Genomic DNA, 19,652 nt, shown 5'->3' on the forward strand with positions numbered 1-19,652 from the left:
ACGAAGGACGCCGGCCCCGGGCACGCGACGCATGGGAAAAGGACATCCATGCCTCGATGACGTGCCTCGTCGAAAGAAGTCGCAATGCTTCTCGAACTTTTTTTCTGGAATTTCGCGCGGCACCCGCGCCCTGGGGCAGCCGCTACCGCGGTTGAAGAGCGGTAAAGCCGCTCAGCTCATCAGCACGATGTTGCCCGGCAGCGCCGTCAGCTTGGCGCCGTACAGCTCGCGGATCATCGTCAGCGCCGTGTCGGTCTGGTGGATGGCGAAGCGCATCTGGACCGGCCGGCGTCCCATCTCGGCATTGCGCAGGATGACGCGGCCCGGCCGGTAGCGGTTGATCTCGTCGATCACCTCGGTCAGCGGCACGTCGGTGAAGATCAGCGCGCCGCTGCGCCAGGCGCTGACGCTCGCCGGATCGACGGCCACCGCGGCGCGCGCGCCCTGCGCGTCATAGACCAGCTGCAGGCCGCGCTCGAGCACGCGGTGCTGGCCCGCCAGGTCGACGTCGACCGTGCCCTCGAGGCAGCTCACGCACACCTGCGGGCCGGTGTGGCGCACGTTGAAGCGCGCGGACCGCGCCAGCAGCCGCCCGGCGCCCGCGTACACCGCGAACGGCCGCTGCGGGCCCGCGAGGATCTCGGCCTCGCCCGCCACCAGCTCGATGCCGTCGCCGGCCTCGCCGGCTTTCAGGTTCATGCGGGTCTGCGTGTTCATCTGCACGCTGACCTGGTCGGACAGCGCCACCTGCCGCTGTTCGCCGGTGCCCGTGCGGTAGTCGGCGCCCAGTTCCGCGACCGACGGCCACAGCCCCAGCGGCGGCCTGAAGGCCAGGAAGGTGGTGGCCGACGCCGCCACCGCACCCGCGACGAAGGCACGCCGGCCGGGCCGGTAAGCCGGTGCGGCCGCGCGGCGCGGCCGCTCGGGAAACGCCGCCGAGGGATCCGCCTGCACGGCCCGCGCGGCGGCCGGTTCCAGCGCCTCCCAGGCCTTCTTCACTTCGCGCCAGGCCTGGGCGTGCTCGGCGCTCTGCGCGCACCACTGGCGCAGCGCTTCGGCATCGGCGCGCGTGGCCCGGCCCGAGCGCAGCCGCGCCCACCAGGCATCGGCCTGTTCGCGGATCGAGGCGTGGGCGTTGCGGTCGGCGCTCATGAACATCAGTATCTCCGACGGCCCGCGACGTTCGAACGCTCGACCGCATCGGACTGCGCCATGCGCTCGCGGCAATGGCGCATGGCGTGGCGCAGCTCCTTTTCCACCGAGCTCTCGGAGATCCCGAAGCGCTCGGCGATCTCCGTGTTGAGCAGCCCGTCCATGCGCGCCGCGATCAGGATCGCGCGGCGCCGCGGCGGCATCTCCGCCAGGACTTCATCGAGCGTGGCGAGCTCGCTGCGCGCCGCGACCGTGCGCAGCGGATCGCCCACCTCGTCGGCGATGTTCATCAGCGCCTCCACGTCGCCATCGGTCAGCAGCACGTTGTTGTGGCGGTGCGTGTCGATCGCGATGTTGGCGGCCATGCGCAGCAGGTAGGCATCGGCATTGCGCACCGAGCCCGCCGTGGCCGTCGCCTCGAGCCGCACCCAGGTCTCCTGCAGCGCATCGGCGGCATCGTCGCGCGAGCCCACGATGCGCTCCAGGCTGCGGCGCAGCTCCGCATAGCGCGCGGTCAGGCGCAGGCGCAGCGTGGAACGAAGCGAGTCCGGCATGGCGTGGCTCAGGGCCCGACGATCCGGAACGCGTCCGGCGTGCGCGCGGCGGTCAGGGCCGCGCCCTCCCCTTCGCCCTCGATGACGGACGGGCATTGCGGGCGCGCCGAGGGCCCTTCGGGCAGCAACAGGATCGAGACCGGCTGCGCCATCGCGGCGGGCGGCGGCGCACCCACGGCCATGCGCCGCAGCACCCGGGCGATCGCCGCGTCGCGCGTTGCCTGTCCTGTCGTGTCGAGCAGCCGGAAGCGCTCGACCATGCCACGCGCATCGAGGCGAAGCTGCAACGCCAGCCGGTACGGACCGGGCCGGGTCTGCGGCGACGCGCACAGCGCATCGCGCAGGCTCTGCTGCACCCGCGCGATGTAAGCCATGAAGTCGGGGTTCCTGCCGGTGACGCCCGGGATGTCGGGGCCTCCCGTCGTCGCAACCGGCGGCACCGTGGTGGCCGGCGCCGGATCGTCCGCCGCAGAGATCACGACGGACTGCGCATCGGCATGGCGCGCGCGCAGCCCCGTTCCCGCGAGCAGTTGCCGCAGCGCCTCGTCCGCGCCGAAGCTGCCCTGCACCGCGCCGGCCTGGCGCTTCGCGTCCGCGCTGTCGATCATCACGGCGAGGCCGGTCAGGCGGCTGTAGGCGTTGAGCGCGCTGCCCAGGTCCTGGGCGGCAATGTCGAAAGGGATGGGATTCACGGCTACGCCATCGGCTGCCGCCGGCACCTGCGCCCGGGCCTCCGAAGCCACCAGCAGCGTGCCCATGAACGCGAGGCAGCCCCACAGCAGGCACCCTGTCAGTGCCAGCACACTGACCGATGCCGGGTTAGCTGTCATCTGCTATCGCACACGTCCGGAAGTTGAAATGAAAGTGCCCGAGGCAGACCGCTCAGCAAGTTGTCGAGGAGGCTAGTTCGATTTGTTTACATGTACGTGACAGAACGGCGACAACGACGCCGGCTCTTCCGGTCGTTCAGCCCCTGTCCGCGCAAGCCGATGCAGCACGCGTTGCAACAGCCCTGTCACGCAGTCGTCGCACCATGCCGGGTTCCCCCACGGCGTCTGCATCGTGTCGAATCGGTCTCGAGCCTTCCCATCGCAACTGCGGCGAACACGGCACTGCTGCGGCGGAAAGCCCGTGCGCGGCCGATCCGGACTCGCTGGCTGAGCCGCATGTTCCTGCGCGTGGCCGGCTCGACCGGCGTTCGTACGATGCAGGCGGCGCTGCTCGCCTTGGTCATGCAGTCGGCATGGCCGGCCGATATGCGCGCGGTGCGACTCGCCGCGGCCGACCCCGAGCTTGCCGCGGAGCGCTTCGAATTCGATCTTCCTGCCCAGCCGCTCGCCGATGCACTGCGCCTCTATGCGTCGCTGACGCGGCAACCCACGCTCTTTCGCAGCGACCTGGTCGACGGCCGTTCGGCAGCCGCCGTGCAGGGCCGCTACTCGGCGGCGGCCGCCCTGTTTCTGCTGCTCGAGGGCACCGGCCTCACGGCCGAGAGGGCCGACGCCGGTCCACGTGCCGGCTTCGTGCTGATGGCGCTCGATCCCTCGTCCGTCGCTCCGCGCGCCCGCCTGAACGACCTGTCCGGCTATCCGGGCGAGATCCAGGCCCGCGTGCTCGAGGCCCTGTGTGCCGACGCCCGGACCAGGCCAGGCAGCTATCGCTCGCTGATGCGCTTTCGCTTGGATGCCGCCGGGCAGATCCGGCAACCGCGCCTGCTGAGCTCCACCGGCGACGCACCGCGGGACGCCGCGGTGCTGACGGTTCTGCAGGGGGTGCGCGTGGGCGGTCCTCCGCCGTCCGGGCTGCCACAGCCGGTGACCCTGCTGATCGCGCCACCCGACGAGGGCCACGCCGATGAAACGCCGTGCGCTGCCGGATCGCTGCGGCCATGAGCGAAGAAGCCCGCCTGCTCCTGATCGGTTACCTCACCAAGCACTACGGCACGCTCAAGCAGCGCATTGCCCGGCTGGTCGGCAACAACGACCTGGCCAGCGATGCACTGCACGATGCCTGGCTGCGCCTGAAGACCCACGAGGTGGAGGGATCGATCCAGAGTCCGGGCAGCTATCTGGTGCGCATGGCCATCAACCTGGCGGTGAACGTCCAGCGGCGGCAGAGCCGCTCGGTGTCGATCGAGGAGATCGACGCGCTGGCGGACCTGTCCGATCCGGCACCCGGTCCGGCGCAGACCGCCGAATCGCGCGAGGAAATGGAGATCCTGATCCAGTGGGTGGAGCGCATGCCCGCGCGCCGCCGGGATATCTTCATCCTGGTGCACTGGGAAGGCGTGACCCAGGAGGAGGCGGCCCAGCGCATGGGATGCTCCAAGCGCACGGTCGAATATGAACTGAAGCACGCGCACGATCAATTGACGGCCCGGATGTCACGCCGATGAAAAAAAGTTTGCGGACCGATGCCGCGCCATTTGTCTTGGTGAATGCAGCCCCGGGCGTGCGAGCCCCTGAGGTAGCGCCATGAAGATCAGTGCCGACCATCGAGCGAGTCCGTCCGACGAGCCCTTTCAGCAGGCTTGGGTGTGGCTGCGCCTGCTCACGTCCGGCGATGCCAAGGCCTGGGATGTCGAAGGTTTCGAACGCTGGTTGCACGCGAGCCCGGCGCACGAGAGCGCCTTTCGGGCCGCCAAGCAGCAGTGGGCGACGCTCAAGCCCGTGGCCGGCGCCGCGCTGCGTCGCATGCCCGATGCCGTTGCCGCGCGTGAGCGAGGCAAGCAAGAACGCTCGCGCGATCTGCGAAACCGCCGCGCCTTCCTGGCCGCTGCGACCGGCGCGGCGGCGGTGGCGGGCGTTGCCCTGGTGTATCCACCGGCCGGCCTCTGGCCGGCCGCCGGCGAATGGGGGGCGGACTACCGTACCGCGACCGGCGAGCAGCAGGCGCTCGAGTTGGCCCCTCGGGTCAAGGTGACGTTGAACACGCAGACCCGCATCCGCCGTCAGGGCGCGGGCGGCGAGACCACGGGGATCGAGCTGTTGAGCGGAGAGGCGGCCGTCGACATCGACAGGCCTGCGACCGCCTCGGGCGGCCGGCCTTTCGCGGTCGTGGCCGGGCCCGGTCGCAGCCTCGCCGAGGACGGACGCTTCGAGGTGCGAAACCTGGAAGGGAAGATCTGCGTGACCTGCATCGAGGGATCGGCCCGCGTGGAGCATCCACTCGGGGAACGCCGCCTGGTCGCCCATCAACAGCTGATCTATGACGGCGGCACGCTGGGCCTTGCGAGCACCGTCGATCCCGCGCAGGCATCGGCTTGGCGAAAGGGGGAACTGGTGTTCAACAACACCCGGCTGGCGGAAGTGATCGCCGAGATCAACCGCTACCGCCCTGGCCGCGTGCTGCTGATGAATGGATCGGTGCGCGACATGCCCGTGAGCGGCAGTTTCTACATTGCCTCCTTGAGCGAGGCCCTGTCGCTGCTGCAGCGCACCTATGACCTGAAAGCCCGTTCCCTGCCGGGTGGCCTGTACGTTCTGAGCTGACGGACACCATCGCGTCGCGTCATCCGCGAGGGGCTCTCCTGTTCGATGCGCGTTGGGGCAGCGCATCGCTTCAAAAAGAAAACAAAAAAAGTTTGCGGACTCGTTGGCTGCCATTTGTCTTAGTCCCACAGAAGATTTGCGCACTGCTCGCGACCCGTCGCAGTACCGCGTGAATGGACATGGACTTGGCTGGCCGGCAGGAGTCGGACGGCCGCTTGATATCGACACAACCTATCAGCGGGCATTTCAATGAGCACACGGCAGCGCGGCGCGAAGGACCACAGGGCGGGCGGGGAGGTTTCGGTATTCAGGATGGCACCGGTGGCACGGGTCATCACGCTGATGCTGGCTGCGATCGGCGCGGCGGGTGCGGCGCATGCGCAGCAACGCGCATTCAGTGCCGGCTGGATGGCGCAGAAGAACATCGCGCAGGGACAGGCGATCGCCACCGGGCGCTTGCCCAATGGCCTGCCGGTGTCCTCGCTCAACACGCCGAGTGCGCAACAGCAGCAGGCGCGCGAGCAGTTGCAGCGTTCGCTCGGCAATCTGAATCTCGCAGCACAGAGCATTGCGGCGCAGCAGGCTGCACAGGCTGCGGCACGTCAGGCGGCGCTGGACGATCCTTCGTCGGTGCCCGACGGCCTCGCGAACGGTGGTCTTCGTGTCGACACCAATTCGTTGACCGCGGGCTGGCTCAATGCCCAAGCGCCCGTGCAATCGCAAGGCACCGATGGCCGCACCACGGTCACCATCCAGCAGACCGGCGACCGCGCGATCCTCAACTGGGAGACCTTCAACGTCGGCAAGCGCACCACGGTCGATTTCAAGCAGCAGGCCGACTGGGCCGTGCTCAACCGCGTCAACGACCCACAGGCGAGACCGTCACAGATCCAGGGCCAGATCAAGGCCGATGGCACGGTGCTGATCGCGAACCGCAACGGCATCGTGTTCAGCGGCAGCAGCCAGACGGACACGCGCAACCTCGTGGCGGCCGCCGCCAGGATCGGCGATGACCAGTTCAAGGCGCGCGGCATCTACAGCGCGCAGGAGAGCGGGGCCTACACGCCGAGCTTCACCGATGCCAACGGCAAGGTCGAGGTGCAGGCCGGTGCGCGCATCAACACCGCGGTGCCGACGACCGTCACGCAAGGCGGTGGCTATGCGCTGCTGCTCGGCAAGGAGGTCAGCAACGCCGGCACCATCACCACGCCGCGCGGCCAGGTGCAGATGGCAGCCGGCGACTTCTTCATCGTGCGGCCCGGCCAGAGCACCACGGGCAACCAGTACGCGACCACGCGCGGCAACGAGGTCGCGCCGCAGTTCAATGCCGACAGCGCGGCGGGCGCGGTGACGAACACCGGCCTGCTGCAGGCGCCCGAAGGCGACATCACGCTCGCGGGCCGCAAGGTGATGCAGGACGGCGTGGCCGTGTCAACGACGACGGTGGACACGCGCGGCACGATCCATCTGCTGAACTCGGCGAGCGACAAGCTCGGCAGCGTCACCGTCACGTCACGCGGTCTCAATGCCATCCTGCTCGACGACCAGAACGGCCGCACGGCACTGGACAGCCAGCGCGACGCGTTGATCGCCGACTCCGCCGTGCAGGACCTGGCGCGCCGCACCGCGGCCTCGGGCGGCTTCGACAATCTCGCACGCCTCGACGACCGCCGCGACCAGTCGCGCATCGAGATCGTCTCGGGCGGCGGCGTGGTGTTCGAAGGCGGATCGACCACGCTGGCCACCGGTGGGCAGATCGCGGTGGCCGCGAGCAATGGCCGCAGCACGGTGGCCAATGGCGCGCGCCTCGATGTCTCGGGCGCCGTGGGCGTACAGGTCGCGATGTCCTCGAACAACGTCGAAATCAACATCCAGGGCAACGAACAGCGCGACGCCCCGCTGAACCGCGACACCACGTTGCTCAACAACAGCAATGTGTGGATCGACCGGCGCAAGCTGCTGCGCGTGGCGGCCGGCGTGGGCGGCTACGACAAGGAGCGCTGGTACACGCCGGGCGGCCTGCTCGAGGTCGGCGGCTACCTGGGCCTGCAGGGCCACACGGTGGGCGAGTGGGGCGCGCAGGGCGGCAGCGTGGTGTTCGCGGGCAACGAACTGGTCGCGCAGGCGGGTTCGAACATCAACCTCTCGGGCGGCACGCTGGACGTGCAGACCGGGATGATCAAACAGAGCTGGATCAAGGGGGCCGATGGCCGGCTCTACGAAGTCTCGAGCGCGCCCGCCGATGTGCAGTACACGGGCCTCTACAAGGGCTACGAGGACGCGCACAAGCGCTGGGGCGACAAGACCACGGGCTTCTTCTACAACCCGCTGATCGGGCCGCAGCAGCGGCTCGAGAACGGCTATACGGTGGGCCGCGATGCGGGGCAGTTGATCGTCTCGACCGGAGCGGCCGTGCTCGAGGGCGACATCACATCGAACGTGTACCAGGGCCCGCGGCAAACGATCAAGCGCGATGACGGAATGGATGGGTACGGCCAATCGCATGATGCCGCGGCGCTCGCCGCGCAACTGATCCTCGGCAGCTACACCAGCGCCTTCAACACCGATGCGAAGAACGGTCCGACCGGCGTGTTCCACAACCTCGCACCGACCATGAACGAGATCGTGTTCGGCACGGGTGGCAAGCAGGTGACGGACACGCTGCAGGACGGCAACGCGAGCGCGCCGCTGCCGGAGGAACTGCAGGGCAAGGCGCGCGTCGACAGCTCGCTGCTGGATGGTTTCGGGCTGGGCGCCATGCTGGCCGCCGCGAAGCAGAGCCTGACGGTCGATGGTGCATTGACGGTGACGCCGGGCGGCACGATCGCGCTGTACGCACCGCAGGTTCGCGTCAACGCCGACCTGACCGCGCGCAGCGGCCACATCGCCCTGGGCAATGTGCAGACCTCGATCACCGCCTCGGGCAAGACGCTCGACGTGGCGCTGCCGACGCCGTCCGGGCAGGATGCACCGCAAGTCACGGTGGCCCGCGGCGTGACGCTCGATGCGAGCGGCCTCTGGAGCAACCTGCAAGGCGACCCCGACGATGCCACCGGACTGCCCCATGTGGACGGCGGCAGCGTATCGATCCGCGACACCGGTGCCGTCACGCTGTCGCAAGGCAGCGCGATCGACGTGTCCTCGGGCGCGGCGCTGCTGTCCACCGGCGCGCTGCGCGGCGGAACCGGCGGGGACATCACGCTGGCGGCGGCGTATGTGACCGACCTCGGCGCGACGCCGGGAGCGGCGTTGCTGACGCTGGAGGGGGCGCTGCGAGGCTATGGCGTCGACGGCGGCGGCACGCTCCACGTGCAGTCGGGCGCGGCCGTCGGCATCGGCGGCGCCTTGCTCGACACGCCCGGACTGCTGCAGGCCGGCCAGGCCGCGCCGGCCAACCTGAGACTGCTGCAGGACTACAAGCTTGCCGCTGGCGAGCGCGTGCCGATGGACGTGGTCGTCACCATCTCCAAGCGACCCGCCGGCTACACGGTGACGGACGCTCCCGTGCTGTCGTACTTGCAGAACGGCGCGGCCGTGGTGACGCAGGCCGAATGGGTGGTGCCACCGGGATCGATCGTTACCGATGCGCGCGCCGCCTATCTGGAAGGCACGCGCATCCCCGCGGGAACCGCACTGCTGAGCCTGAAGCTGGGCGTTGGCGCCACCATTCCGCCGGACGTGTTTCCGGACGGCGTGCCGATCTATCCGACGCCGCAGTACCTGCAGGCGGGCACGGTACTGGGCGCGGCGCTCACGCTGCCTGCCGGATCGATGCTGTCCGCCGGTGCCGTGCTGCCGCGGGCTGCCGGGGTTGGCGCCACGGCGCAGTTGTCATCGTCGTTGTTCCAGAGCGGCTTTGCCCACTACCTCGTGTCCGCCAACGACGGCATCACGGTGCTGCCGGGCACGCAGGTCGATGTGAAGATGCCCGTGCTGTGGCCCGATCTGGATGCCGTGCGCGCACTGCCCACCGGTGCCAGGCTGAGCGACCGCCTTGCGACCTGGACGCCGCCGCTCTATCTCGAGGATGCGGTGCATGCGACGCTGACGCAGCGCGGCGGTGCCGGCATCGCGCTGGACGCCGGGTCCCGGGTGGCGAGTGCCGGCACGAATGCATCGTTGATCGTCGGCACCGGCGCGCGGATCGGCGTCGATCCCGGCCAGGACATCGCGCTGTGGAGCAATGGCGGGCAGGTGACGGTCGATGGCCGCCTCGACGCCTGGGGCGGAAGCATCTCGATCGCCTCGCTGCCGGGGCCGCTGGCCTATCGGGCATCGCCGTCGCGTTCGATCTGGATCGGCGAGCATGCGGTGCTGGATGCGGCCGCGCGCCCCCATGTGGCGTACGACATCGAGGGGCGCGCCTACGGTATCGCGCCCGACGGCGGCACGATCGACATCGGACTGTCGGACGCGTTCGTGGTGATTCGTCCGGGCGCGGTGCTGGACGCATCGGGTGCGTTCGCCGAAGTCGATGGCGCGGCCGGCGGGTCGGCCCGCCAGGCTTCGCAACCGCTGGCCCTGGCCGGAAACGGCGGCAGCATCGGTCTGCATTCCTATATGGGCATGGCGATCGACGGCAGCCTGTCGGCGCGTGCGGGCGGTGCCGGCGCGGCCGGCGGCTCGCTCACGCTGGAGATGGCCAATCGGAACTACTCCGCGAACAGCGAAGCCATCTCGATGGATTTCCAGACGATGCACAACATCACGCTGGTGCAGCAGCGTCCCGGCAACGATCTGCCGGCCGAGCTGCGCCCCGGCGTGAGCGATCCCACGCTGAAGGTCGGCACGGCGGTGCTCGGCGTGGACCAGGTGCAGGCGGGCGGCTTCGATGCGCTGACGCTGTCGGCCCGCGATCTGTTCGTCTTCGACGGCGACATCGACCTGTCGCTGGGCCGCAGCCTGAATCTGCGCAACGGCTTCCTGACCGTGGCCGCGCAGACCCCGGATGCGCAGGTGCGGCTGGCCGCGCCGACCATCCGGCTCGATGGTGGCAACTGGACCGGGACACCGAACTACTACACCCCGGGCATCGCGACGGCTCGACCCGCGGAAAAGCCCGCTGGCGCCAGCGCGCTGACGCTCACGGCGGACCTGATCGATATCTTCGGCACGGTGCAGAGCGGAGTTTCCGGCACCCATGGCGACGGCACGACGATCGCGGCGCCGCCGAACCCCAACAATCCCAGTTCCACCGTGGCCTTCACGGCGGACGGCTTCGCCAGCGTGACGCTGCGAAGCGATGGCGACATCCGCTTCAACAGGGAGGCGGCCTTCGTGGTGCCGCTCGATCTGTCGATCGAGGCGGCCCAGCTCTATCCCGTCAGCAACCAGCGCGGCATGCTGCTGGCCGGCTTCTATTCGGACAACACGGGCCGGACCGCATGGAATCCCGACGCCAGCCTGGTGATTCGTTCCAATGGCCACGCCGCGCCCATGCCCGATTCGGTCTTCGGCCGGCTGGTGATGATCGCGCCGACCCTGGACCAGGGCGGCATCGTCCGCGCGCCGCTGGGCTCGATCGCATTGAACGACAGCGGGGGCAGTGGCTTTCTCAACTGGATCACCACGGCCACCTTGCGCACGGACATCACGGCGGACATGCGCCTGATCCTGCGCAACGGCAGCGTGACCTCGGTCAGCGCGGCCGGGCTGAGCATGCCCTATGGCGGGACCTCCGATGGCGTGAGCTACCGCGGCGCCGATGGCACGCTCTACCAGTTGGGGGTGAATGCGGTCGACTATCTCGTCCATGACGGTGGCGCGGTGCGCGGCGAAAGCTTCTCGCTGCCGCAAGGCATCGCACTGGGGGGTGGCTCGGTGCTGGCCGAGGCGGGCGCGGTGCTCGACCTGTCCGGCGGTGGCGAGCTGCGCGGCGCGGGCTTCGTCAGCGGACGCGGCGGTTCGGTGGATGTGCTGACCACGCCGCTGGCCAATGCCAATCCGCGCAGCCATGGACAGAGCCAGGCGGGCAACGCGGTCTATGCGATCGTTCCAGGCTATGCGTCCAGCTATGCGCCGACGATCGACGACAAGGGGGCCGGCGATCCGGCGCTGGGGCGGCAGATCACGATCGGCGCCGGTGTGCCGGGCCTGCCGGCCGGCACCTACACGCTGCTGCCGGCGAGCTTCGCACTGATGCCGAACGCATGGCGCATCGAAGTCGGACCGCCACTGAGCGCTCGGGCCGGCACCGGGCCGGTCCCCGGCGCGCTGGCGACGGCGGGAACATGGGCCACGTCGGGCACGCTGTCCACGGCCAACACCGGCATCCGCGACAGCCTGCCGAGCCAGGTGCTGCTCACCAGCGCGGACACGGTGCGGCACCTGTCGCAGTACAACGAGACCGGCTACGCGGACTTCGCGGCGGCGCAGGCCGCGCAGTTCGGCAATGTGCGGCCGATGCTGCCGGCCGACGGCAAGATACTGCGCTTCAGGCTCGTGCAGAACGACGAGGTGGTGCCGCTGCAGTTCGACGGCACGGCACGCCTGGAGGCGGCCGCCGGCGGCACGCGCGGCCAGGTCTCGGTGCTGGGCGACAAGCCGATCGAGATCGTCGGCGGTGCCGCGCAGCCGACGGCGGGCGCCATCTCCATTTCTTCCGACACCCTCAGCGCGTTGAATGCCGGCACCTTGTCGATCGGTGGGGTCGTCGTGTTCAACAACGGCGCATCCACCGGCGACGCCGGTGCACGCATTTCCTTCTCCGCCTACGGAACGGGCGGCGTGGTGCGGGTTCACGACGGCGCCAGCCTGCGCGCCGGCCAGATCTTCCTGCTGGGCCAGCAGGTCGACGTCGATGGCGGCGCGGTCCTGGACACCCGGGGTATGGGGCAGCCGAGCATCGATTCCAGCCTGGGCTTCCTGTACGCCAATGACGGCCCGGCGGTGCTCGCGTTGAGCAATGGCTGGCTGGATTTCCTGCCCGCGACGGGCACCGGCAAGATGGTCGTCAGCGACGGCGCCTCGTTGCTCAGCGAAGGCACGATCGCCTTCGCCGCGCCGGGCGGACTGGCATTGGGCGACGTGAACCTGGGCGCGCGCTATCTCACGGTGGCGCAGGACCAGATCAACATCGGCACGGCCGCCAGCCTGGCCGCGGCGCAGACGGCCGGCAGCCTGCAGCCTGGCTGGCAACTGACGCAGGACACGTTGAATCGCCTGCTGCGTCCGTCGTCGTCCGCCGGGGTGCCGGCACTCGAGCGCCTGAGCCTGACGGCCGGCGGCGCCTTCAACTTCTATGGCTCGCTGACGCTGGATACCGGCGACTCGTCGGCGCAGATGGTCTTCAACACCCCGGCTTTCTATGGCCTGGGCGCGGAGGACGACACCGTGCGCATCGCCACCCGCAATTTCGTCTGGAATGGTCTCGCGACCGGCAATGGACGCACCACCAGCCCGTATGCCAATGTGCCGCCGGTGGCGGTGCGGCCCGGCGGGCCCGGTACCGGACGGGGCTCGCTGGTCATCGATGCGCAGACCGTGCAGTTCGGCTACGACGCGATGAGCCAGCCGCAACGGCAGGTGGAGCTCAACCGGCTGGCGCTGGGCTTCGGCGCGGTGGCGATCCATGCCTCCGGACGCGTGACGGCGAACAACAAGGGCGCGCTGTCGGTGGGGCAGTCGCGGGATGCCGATGGCACGCTGCATGGCGGCGCATTGACGATCGCCACGCCGCTGCTGACCGGTGAGGCCGGCGCGGCGATGCGCTATGTGGCGGGTGGCGCGATCGACGTGTCGACGCTGCCGGGAACCAGCGCGGCCGACACGGCGTCCATCGCCGACCTGGGCGCATCGCTGACGCTGGAGGGCCGCAGCATCACCTTGAACACGGCAGTCGCATTGCCCAGCGGCGTGCTCACGCTGAGGGCCGACGGCGATGTGCGCCTGGGCGACGATGCGCGGATCGATCTGTCGGGCCGTGCCGTCACGTTCTACGACATCACCAAGTACAGCTGGGGCGGGGATGTGACGATGACCAGCACCGGAGGCAGCATCGCGCCGTCGGCCGGCTCGCGCATCGATGTCTCTGCCGCGCACAACGATGCGGGATCGCTCACCGTCAGCGCGGCGGCGGGCAGCGCGACGCTGGCGGGCACGCTCGCGGCCACCGGCGGCGGCGCGGGATTCTCGGACGGGCGCTTCGGTCTGACCGTGCAGCGTCTCGCCGACACGGACTTCGCCGCACTGAACCGGCAGCTCAACGATGCGGGCTTCTTCGGTGCGCGCCGCTTTGTCGTGAAGCAGGGCGATCTGACGGTGGGCACGGGTGTGCGCGCGCGCCAGGTCAGCATCAGCACCGATGGGGGCAGCCTGACGGTGGACGGGACCATCGACGCTTCGAGCGAAGGGCCCGGGCAGATCGACCTGGCCGCGAGCAACGACCTGAGGCTGACCGGCCGCGCCGTGCTCGACGCGCACGCCAGCAGGCTGGCCACCGACAGCTACGGTGCGCCGATCGATGCCGCCAACCGGGCCAAGGTGTCGCTGCGTGCAGTCAACGGAACGGTGAGCCTCGACACGGGCGTGACGATCGACCTGAGTTCGCCCGACGGTATGGCGCGCGGCCGCCTCGAGATCGATGCGCCGCGCGTGGGCAGCACCGGTCCCAGCGCCACCGGCCCCGACGCGCCCGCCAATGCCACCGGCGGAAACATCGCCATCTCGGCGGCCGGGCCGCTGAACATCCGCGGCGCGCAGAGCATCGCGCTCAACGGCGTGGCGCGCTACACCAATGCACCGGTCGACCCGAACGATGCCGACGGCCAGATCGTCGACCAGGCCTACCTCGACCTCATCGACAGCGACAGCCGGGCCTTCGACAACGCCGCACGCGGCAATGCGGGCCTGCAGGCGCGCATCGCCGGACTCGCGGCTTACGCAGCGGCCTTCCACCTGCGCCCCGGCGTCGAGATCGACAGCCGCACGCCGGACGGCAATCTCACGGTCAAGGGCGACCTCGATCTCTCGGGTTACCGCTACGGCCCCGATGCCGATCGCAACCCCGCATCGGCCCGCTACGGTGCCGGCGAACCGATGTCGCTGGCATTGCGCGCGGGGGGCGACCTCAACATCCACGGCAGCATCAACGACGGCTTCGCGCCGCCGCCCGCCACGCCCGACGATGGTGGCTGGCAGATCCGGCAGCAGGTGCTGCTGACGGGGCAGGCAACGACGCGGGACGTCACGTTCGACGCGCCCTTCAATCCGGACTGGGGCGATGCCTACTACCTGTTCCCCAGCGTCATGACCGGTATCGGCTATCCCGTCGTCGTCTCGGGCTCCGTCTCGGACGGCACCGGCGCCGTCTACCTGCCGGGCGACAGCATTCCGGGCTTCCTGTACGGCACCATCACGGTCGCCGCGGGCACCGTGCTCGTCTCGGATGTCCCCGGCGGCGCGGATATCGTGCTCTCCGGTTCGCGGCCGGAGCCGGGCCGGATGTGGGCCATCGCGCCGATGCTGGCCGCGGGCAGCCTGTCGGCGTCCATCCGCCTCGTGAGCGGCGCGGACCTGGCTGCCGCCGATACGCGCTCGTTGCAGACCGGCACGCAGCTTTCGGGGCGCGGCAACATGGTGCTCGACGATCTCCACCTGGCCGCGACACAGGCCGCGCCCGGCAGCCAGGGTCCAGTGCAGCCGTCGGAAGCGCTCAGCGTGATCCGCACCGGTACCGGCGATCTGGATCTGTACGTCGGCGGCGACTACAAACAGAACTCGCTGTTCGGCGTCTACACCGCCGGGACCTCGGTGGCCGGCACCGGCGCCGAATCCGGCTGGAACGCGGCGCGCGCCACCGTGCCCGACGCGACCGATCCACGCGGCCGCAGCGTCCTGAGCGCCGGCAATTCGGCTTACGAGAACACGCTCGGTGCGCAACGCCTGTGGTTCACGGAAAACGGCGGCGACTTCACGCTGTCGGCACAGGGCGACGTCCGCGGTTACCTGACGCCCAGCGCCGTGTCGGTTGGCGACTGGCTGTGGCGCCAGGGCGGCGCCGAACTGGGCCAACGCACCGCCTGGGGACTGAGTTTCGGCAGCTACGTGCTCGACGGCGGCATCTCGCTCGCGACGCTGGGCCTGGCCGGCTACGCCGGGGTCGGCGCACTGGGCGGCGGCAATGCGGTGATCCGCGTCGGCGGCAACATCGGCGTGGCCGGCGACGAGACCAAGGGCCTGCTGGCGTCGGTCGGCGGCAGCGGCCGGATGACGGATGCGGGAACCCTGTTGCAGACCGGCGGCGGCACGCTGGATGTGAAGGCCGGGGGTCTCGTCAGCGGCGGCCTGTACGTCAACCTGCGCGGCGACACCCAACTGGAGGCAAGGGACGTCGGCGGTCTGCTGCTGAGCGGCTTTGCCACGGCGAACAACCAGGACCCACGCGCAGCCGACCCCTACATCGCCCACAGTTCGGTGCGCAGCGGCGCCGTGAACTTCGCGCCGGGCGACGGCACCTTGCGCGTCGATACGCTGGGCGACCTGGTGCTGGGCTCGGTGATCGATCCAGGACGCGTGGGCGAACGATCCGAGACGATGGCATCCGCCGGCGGTGCGAGCGGCTCCGCTGCCAGCTGGTTCACGCTGTGGACCGACCGCACGGCGCTGGCGCTGTTCTCCGCGGGCGGAAACGCCTCGCCGTTCGGCCCCCATGGCGACACGATCGGACTGATCGCCACGTCGACCTTGCCCGCCAGCCTGAGCATGGTGGCTGCCGGCGGCAGCATCTACTACTCGACGGACAACGCGTTCATGGCGCCCTCCCCCTACGGCCACCTGGATCTGCTGGCCAGGGGCCTGGTCAGCGGCGACGAATCCAACAGCGGCTCGACGTCGGGTTCGTTCATCGGGCCACTCGGCACCAGCGCGGCGGCGATGAGCACGCCGCGGCACCCCGCCTGGCAGATCGTCGACGACACGCCGCAGCGGAACCTCGTCGGCACCAACCACTGGCGCGGCCTCGATGCGGCATCGGATCGCCTGTCCCTCTACGACTTCAACCTTGTTTCCGGCGGTGCATACCAGGGCGCGGGCGGCACGCTGTTCATGTTCGGGCCGAACACGGTGAGCGACAGCAGCATGGCCGGCAGCGGCGTGATGTCGCATGTCTATGCGCTGACCGGCGATGTGATCAAGGTCCAGATCGGCCAGGCGATCAACGTCAACTGGAGCGTGGGGCAGAGTGCCACGCTCTACCAGGCCTCCAAACCGCTGCGGATGCTGGCCGGCGGCGACATCGTCAACAGCAGCGGGTTGATCGTGCAGGACGCCGTCACCGACGTCTCGATGATCGCGGCGCAGGGCGACGTGATCTTCTCCAACTTCTCGATCGCCGGCCCCGGCACACTCGAAGTGTCCGCGGGCGGCCAGGTCTATCAGGGCAACATCGCCAGCCTGACCAGCATGGGCGCGCTGGTCCCCGGCGATCTGCGGCCGGGTGCCGGCATCGTGGTGCAAAGCGGCCTGGGCAAGGGGCTGCCGGGACAGGGCGCGACCGACGTCGCCGGCTTCGCGCGGCAGTATCTGGATCCGGCCCGCGCGATCGATCCGTCGGCGCCACTGGCCGACCAGCCGGGTCAGGTCGTGAAGACCTACGACGCCGAACTCGCGCAGTGGCTGAAGGATCGCTATGGCTACCTGGCCGCGTCGGCCCTCGATGCACTGAGTTACTTCCAGGCCCTCGCGCCGGAGCAGCAACGCATCTTCGTGCGGCAGGTGTTCTATGCCGAACTCACCGCCGGCGGCCGCGAATACAACGCGCCGGACAGCAAGCGTTTCGGCAGCTATCTGCGCGGACGCAATGCGATCGCCGCCCTGTTCCCCGAACAGGATGCGGCGGGCCAGGCCATCGTCCGCCGCGGCGATCTGACGCTGTTCCAGGGGGCGCCGAAGAATGCGGGCATCCGCACCATCGCCGGAGGCGATGTCCAGATACTGACGCCGGGCGGAAAAACGATTCTCGGCGTGGAAGGCGTCGTGCCTTCCAACACGCCCGATGCCGTGCCCGCCGGCCTGCTCACGCAGGGCGAAGGCAGCATCGACATGTACAGCAAGGGCAGCATCCTGCTGGGCCTGTCGCGCATCATGACCACCTTCGGCGGCGACATCCTCGCCTGGTCCGCCGAGGGCGACATCAACGCGGGTCGCGGCTCGAAGACGACGCTGGTGTACACGCCGCCCAAGCGCGAGTACGACACGCTGGGCAACGTGAAGCTCTCGCCCAACGTGCCGAGCACGGGCGCCGGCATCGCCACGCTCGATCCGATTCCCGAAGTGCCTCCGGGCGACGTGGACCTGATCGCGCCCTTGGGCACGATCGACGCAGGCGAGGCAGGCATCCGCGTTTCGGGCAACGTGAACCTCGCTGCGCTGCAGGTGGTGAACGCGGCCAACATCCAGGTCAAGGGCGAATCGGCCGGGTTGCCGGTGGTCGCGTCGGTGAACGTGAGCGCCTTGACCAATGCGAGTGCCGCGGCATCGCAGGCCGCGATGGCCGCGCAGGACACGGTGCAGCGCGAACGCACGGCCGCTCGGCAGGCGCTGCCCTCGGTGTTCACGGTGCGCGTGCTCGGTTTCGGCAACGAGGCGCCCGACGAAAAAGGCGCGGATAGCTTGCCCCGTCCAGGCGCGCAGTCCGGCGTTCCGCGCCCCTACAACGCCTCCAGCGTCGCCCAGATCGTGGGGCTCGGCAACAACATCGACCCCAGGCAATGGGCCCGCCTGACCGACGACGAGCGTCGCAGCCTCCAGCGGGATCGATAGCTCCGCTCTCTCCGCGTTTGCGCTTTCGCAGGCCTCGCTTCGCGCGAGGCCTGGGATGGCGCGTCCCCCAACCCGAGGATCGATCCGTCATGGACCTGAGCGTTGTGCAGTACCTGGAGATGCCCGCGGCCGCCCCTGCTGCGCAGGAGGATCTCGCCGGGATCGACGACAGCCTCGCGCTGCGCGACGTGCTGGTTATGAACTACGACGGCTTGAAACGCCAGCTGGCGCGCAAGTTCGGCTGCGCGGACATGGCCAGCGAATGCCTGCACGACGCATGGTTGCGCCTGGGCGAAAGCAGCCTGGCGGTGCCGCTGCCCAATCGGCAGGCCTACGTCTACCGGGTCGCCTGCAACGCGGCGATCGATCGGCTGCGCGGCGCGCGCGCTCGGCGCATGGTGAGCATGGAGGAGGTCGACCTGGACGCCTTGGCGGACGCCACGCCCGGCCCCTACGAGATCGCCGAGCAGCGCTCCGAGGTGCTGGCATTGGACCGTGCCTTGCGGGCTTTGCCTCGTCGGCATCGCGCCGTGCTGGTCGCGCTGCGCATCGAGGAACGAACGCGCGAAGACGTCGCCGAGTGGCTGCGCATCTCGCTGCGTACCGTGGACACGACGCTGCGCCAGGCCCTGGGCCACTGCGCCGAACGGAGCGCGCCCGAAGCGCCCGCCGGCGTGGGTTGTCCCCAGCTCACGCGGGATGCGACAACCGCTCGCAGTGCTCGATCAGCAGTTCGGTCAACACGCGTATCTTCCTGGCCGGATGCTGGCCGGGCGGCCGGATGACGTAAGCCCCCGCGGGGGGCGGTGGATAACGCGTCATGACCGGCACCAGCGCACCGGCGGCCACGTATTCGTGCGTGAGCCAGTCCGGCACATAGGCGATCCCGAGGCCTGCCACCGCGGCGGCGACCAGTGCCGTGCCGTTGTCGGCCTTGAATCGTCCCTGCGGTCGGACCGTGATGATCCGGTCGCCATCCATCAGTTGCCAAGCCTCGGTGCCCTGCATCAGCGCTTCATGGGCACCGAGCTCGTCCGGTGTCTCGGGCGACCCGTGCGCGCTGATGTAGCTCGGGCTCGCCACGAGCTTGCCGTAGATCGGGCCGACGCTTCTTGCAATGAGGTTGGAGTCCTCGAGATAGCCGACCCGGATCGCGCAGTCGAAGCCTTCGGCGATCAGATCGACGAATCTGTCGCTGTAGCAGGTCTGGATGTGGAGCTGGGGATGGCGCTTCGCCATCTCGGCGAGCATGGGCGCGAAGTGCGTCGGGCCGAAACTCAATGGCACCGCGATCCTCAGGCGGCCGCGAAGCTCGCCCGCGGGCAGGATCGTCTCCATCGCCGTGTCGATGTCCACGCAGACCTTGGCCGCGTAGTCGCGGAACGTGCTGCCCGCTTCCGTGAGCGCCGCGCCGCGCGTGGATCGCGCGAGCAGTTGAACACCCAGTTCCGCTTCGAGCCGAAGCAGTCGCCGACTCACCATCGACTTGGAGATGCCCAGTCGCACCGCCGCCGGCGACACCCCTCCGGCACTGGCCACTTCGACGAATGTACGCAGGTCCTCGATGTCCAAGCTGGCGTTCCTCCAATCGCGACACAGTTCGCCGAAGAATGGTACTACCGGGTGAAGAGCGGGATCGCAATACTCCCTGCGGACGGCATCGCCACGAGCGGTGCCGTCGTCCAGAACCCCTCCC

General features: G+C 69.5%; 9 protein-coding genes. 5 read left to right on the forward strand and 4 right to left on the reverse strand.

The window, feature by feature from the left end:
* Positions 1-171: 171 nt before the first annotated feature.
* From AC07RV_RS04240 to AC07RV_RS04250, 3 genes are read right to left on the reverse strand one after another with little or no spacing between them, the layout of a single operon-like run.
* Complete coding sequence (locus AC07RV_RS04240; RefSeq protein WP_296784908.1) at positions 172-1,152, reverse strand: FecR family protein; 981 nt, start codon at positions 1,150-1,152, stop codon at positions 172-174.
* 5 nt (positions 1,153-1,157) lie between these two features.
* On the reverse strand, positions 1,158-1,706 hold the full coding sequence (locus AC07RV_RS04245) for an RNA polymerase sigma factor (RefSeq protein WP_093352433.1): 549 nt from the start codon (positions 1,704-1,706) through the stop codon (positions 1,158-1,160).
* 8 nt (positions 1,707-1,714) lie between these two features.
* Positions 1,715-2,464 carry an STN domain-containing protein gene (locus tag AC07RV_RS04250; RefSeq protein ID WP_296784913.1) on the reverse strand — a complete coding sequence of 250 codons (750 nt, stop codon included), beginning with the start codon at positions 2,462-2,464 and terminating at the stop codon, positions 1,715-1,717.
* Between the two features lie 408 nt (positions 2,465-2,872).
* Here AC07RV_RS04250 and AC07RV_RS04255 point away from each other — a divergent pair, with 408 nt between their 5' ends.
* The 5 genes from AC07RV_RS04255 to AC07RV_RS04275 all read left to right on the forward strand — a co-directional run bounded on the left by AC07RV_RS04255 (position 2,873) and on the right by AC07RV_RS04275 (position 18,741).
* Positions 2,873-3,598, forward strand: a complete 726-nt coding sequence (locus AC07RV_RS04255; protein ID WP_296784915.1) for a TonB C-terminal domain-containing protein — start codon at positions 2,873-2,875, stop codon at positions 3,596-3,598.
* Positions 3,595-4,101: an RNA polymerase sigma factor gene (locus tag AC07RV_RS04260; RefSeq protein ID WP_296784918.1), complete on the forward strand. Its 507-nt coding sequence runs from the start codon at positions 3,595-3,597 to the stop codon at positions 4,099-4,101. The genes AC07RV_RS04255 and AC07RV_RS04260 overlap by 4 nt, the downstream gene beginning before the upstream one ends.
* Positions 4,102-4,180: 79 nt before the next feature.
* Positions 4,181-5,197: a FecR family protein gene (locus AC07RV_RS04265; RefSeq protein ID WP_296784920.1), complete on the forward strand. Its 1,017-nt coding sequence runs from the start codon at positions 4,181-4,183 to the stop codon at positions 5,195-5,197.
* A gap of 321 nt (positions 5,198-5,518) precedes the next feature.
* Entirely contained in the window at positions 5,519-17,956 is a 12,438-nt protein-coding gene (locus tag AC07RV_RS04270; protein ID WP_493196306.1) for a filamentous hemagglutinin family protein, read from the forward strand.
* Between the two features lie 89 nt (positions 17,957-18,045).
* Complete coding sequence (locus AC07RV_RS04275) at positions 18,046-18,741, forward strand: RNA polymerase sigma factor (RefSeq protein ID WP_296785477.1); 696 nt, start codon at positions 18,046-18,048, stop codon at positions 18,739-18,741.
* On the opposite strand, the gene AC07RV_RS04280 is transcribed toward AC07RV_RS04275, so the two are convergent.
* A complete protein-coding gene (locus AC07RV_RS04280) occupies positions 18,647-19,528 on the reverse strand; it encodes a LysR family transcriptional regulator (RefSeq protein ID WP_093352438.1) in 882 nt (293 codons plus the stop codon). The genes AC07RV_RS04275 and AC07RV_RS04280 overlap by 95 nt on opposite strands.
* Positions 19,529-19,652: the final 124 nt, after the last annotated feature.

Source organism: Variovorax sp. GW821-FHT09B01, from assembly GCF_059418345.1.

Coding starts and splice junctions, on each gene's coding strand:
- AC07RV_RS04240 (WP_296784908.1), bottom strand. CDS start 1,152: ATGAGCGCCGACCGCAACGCCCACGCCTCGATCCGCGAACAGGCCGAT.
- AC07RV_RS04245 (WP_093352433.1), bottom strand. CDS start 1,706: ATGCCGGACTCGCTTCGTTCCACGCTGCGCCTGCGCCTGACCGCGCGC.
- AC07RV_RS04250 (WP_296784913.1), bottom strand. CDS start 2,464: ATGGGCACGCTGCTGGTGGCTTCGGAGGCCCGGGCGCAGGTGCCGGCG.
- AC07RV_RS04255 (WP_296784915.1), top strand. CDS start 2,873: ATGTTCCTGCGCGTGGCCGGCTCGACCGGCGTTCGTACGATGCAGGCG.
- AC07RV_RS04260 (WP_296784918.1), top strand. CDS start 3,595: ATGAGCGAAGAAGCCCGCCTGCTCCTGATCGGTTACCTCACCAAGCAC.
- AC07RV_RS04265 (WP_296784920.1), top strand. CDS start 4,181: ATGAAGATCAGTGCCGACCATCGAGCGAGTCCGTCCGACGAGCCCTTT.
- AC07RV_RS04275 (WP_296785477.1), top strand. CDS start 18,046: ATGGACCTGAGCGTTGTGCAGTACCTGGAGATGCCCGCGGCCGCCCCT.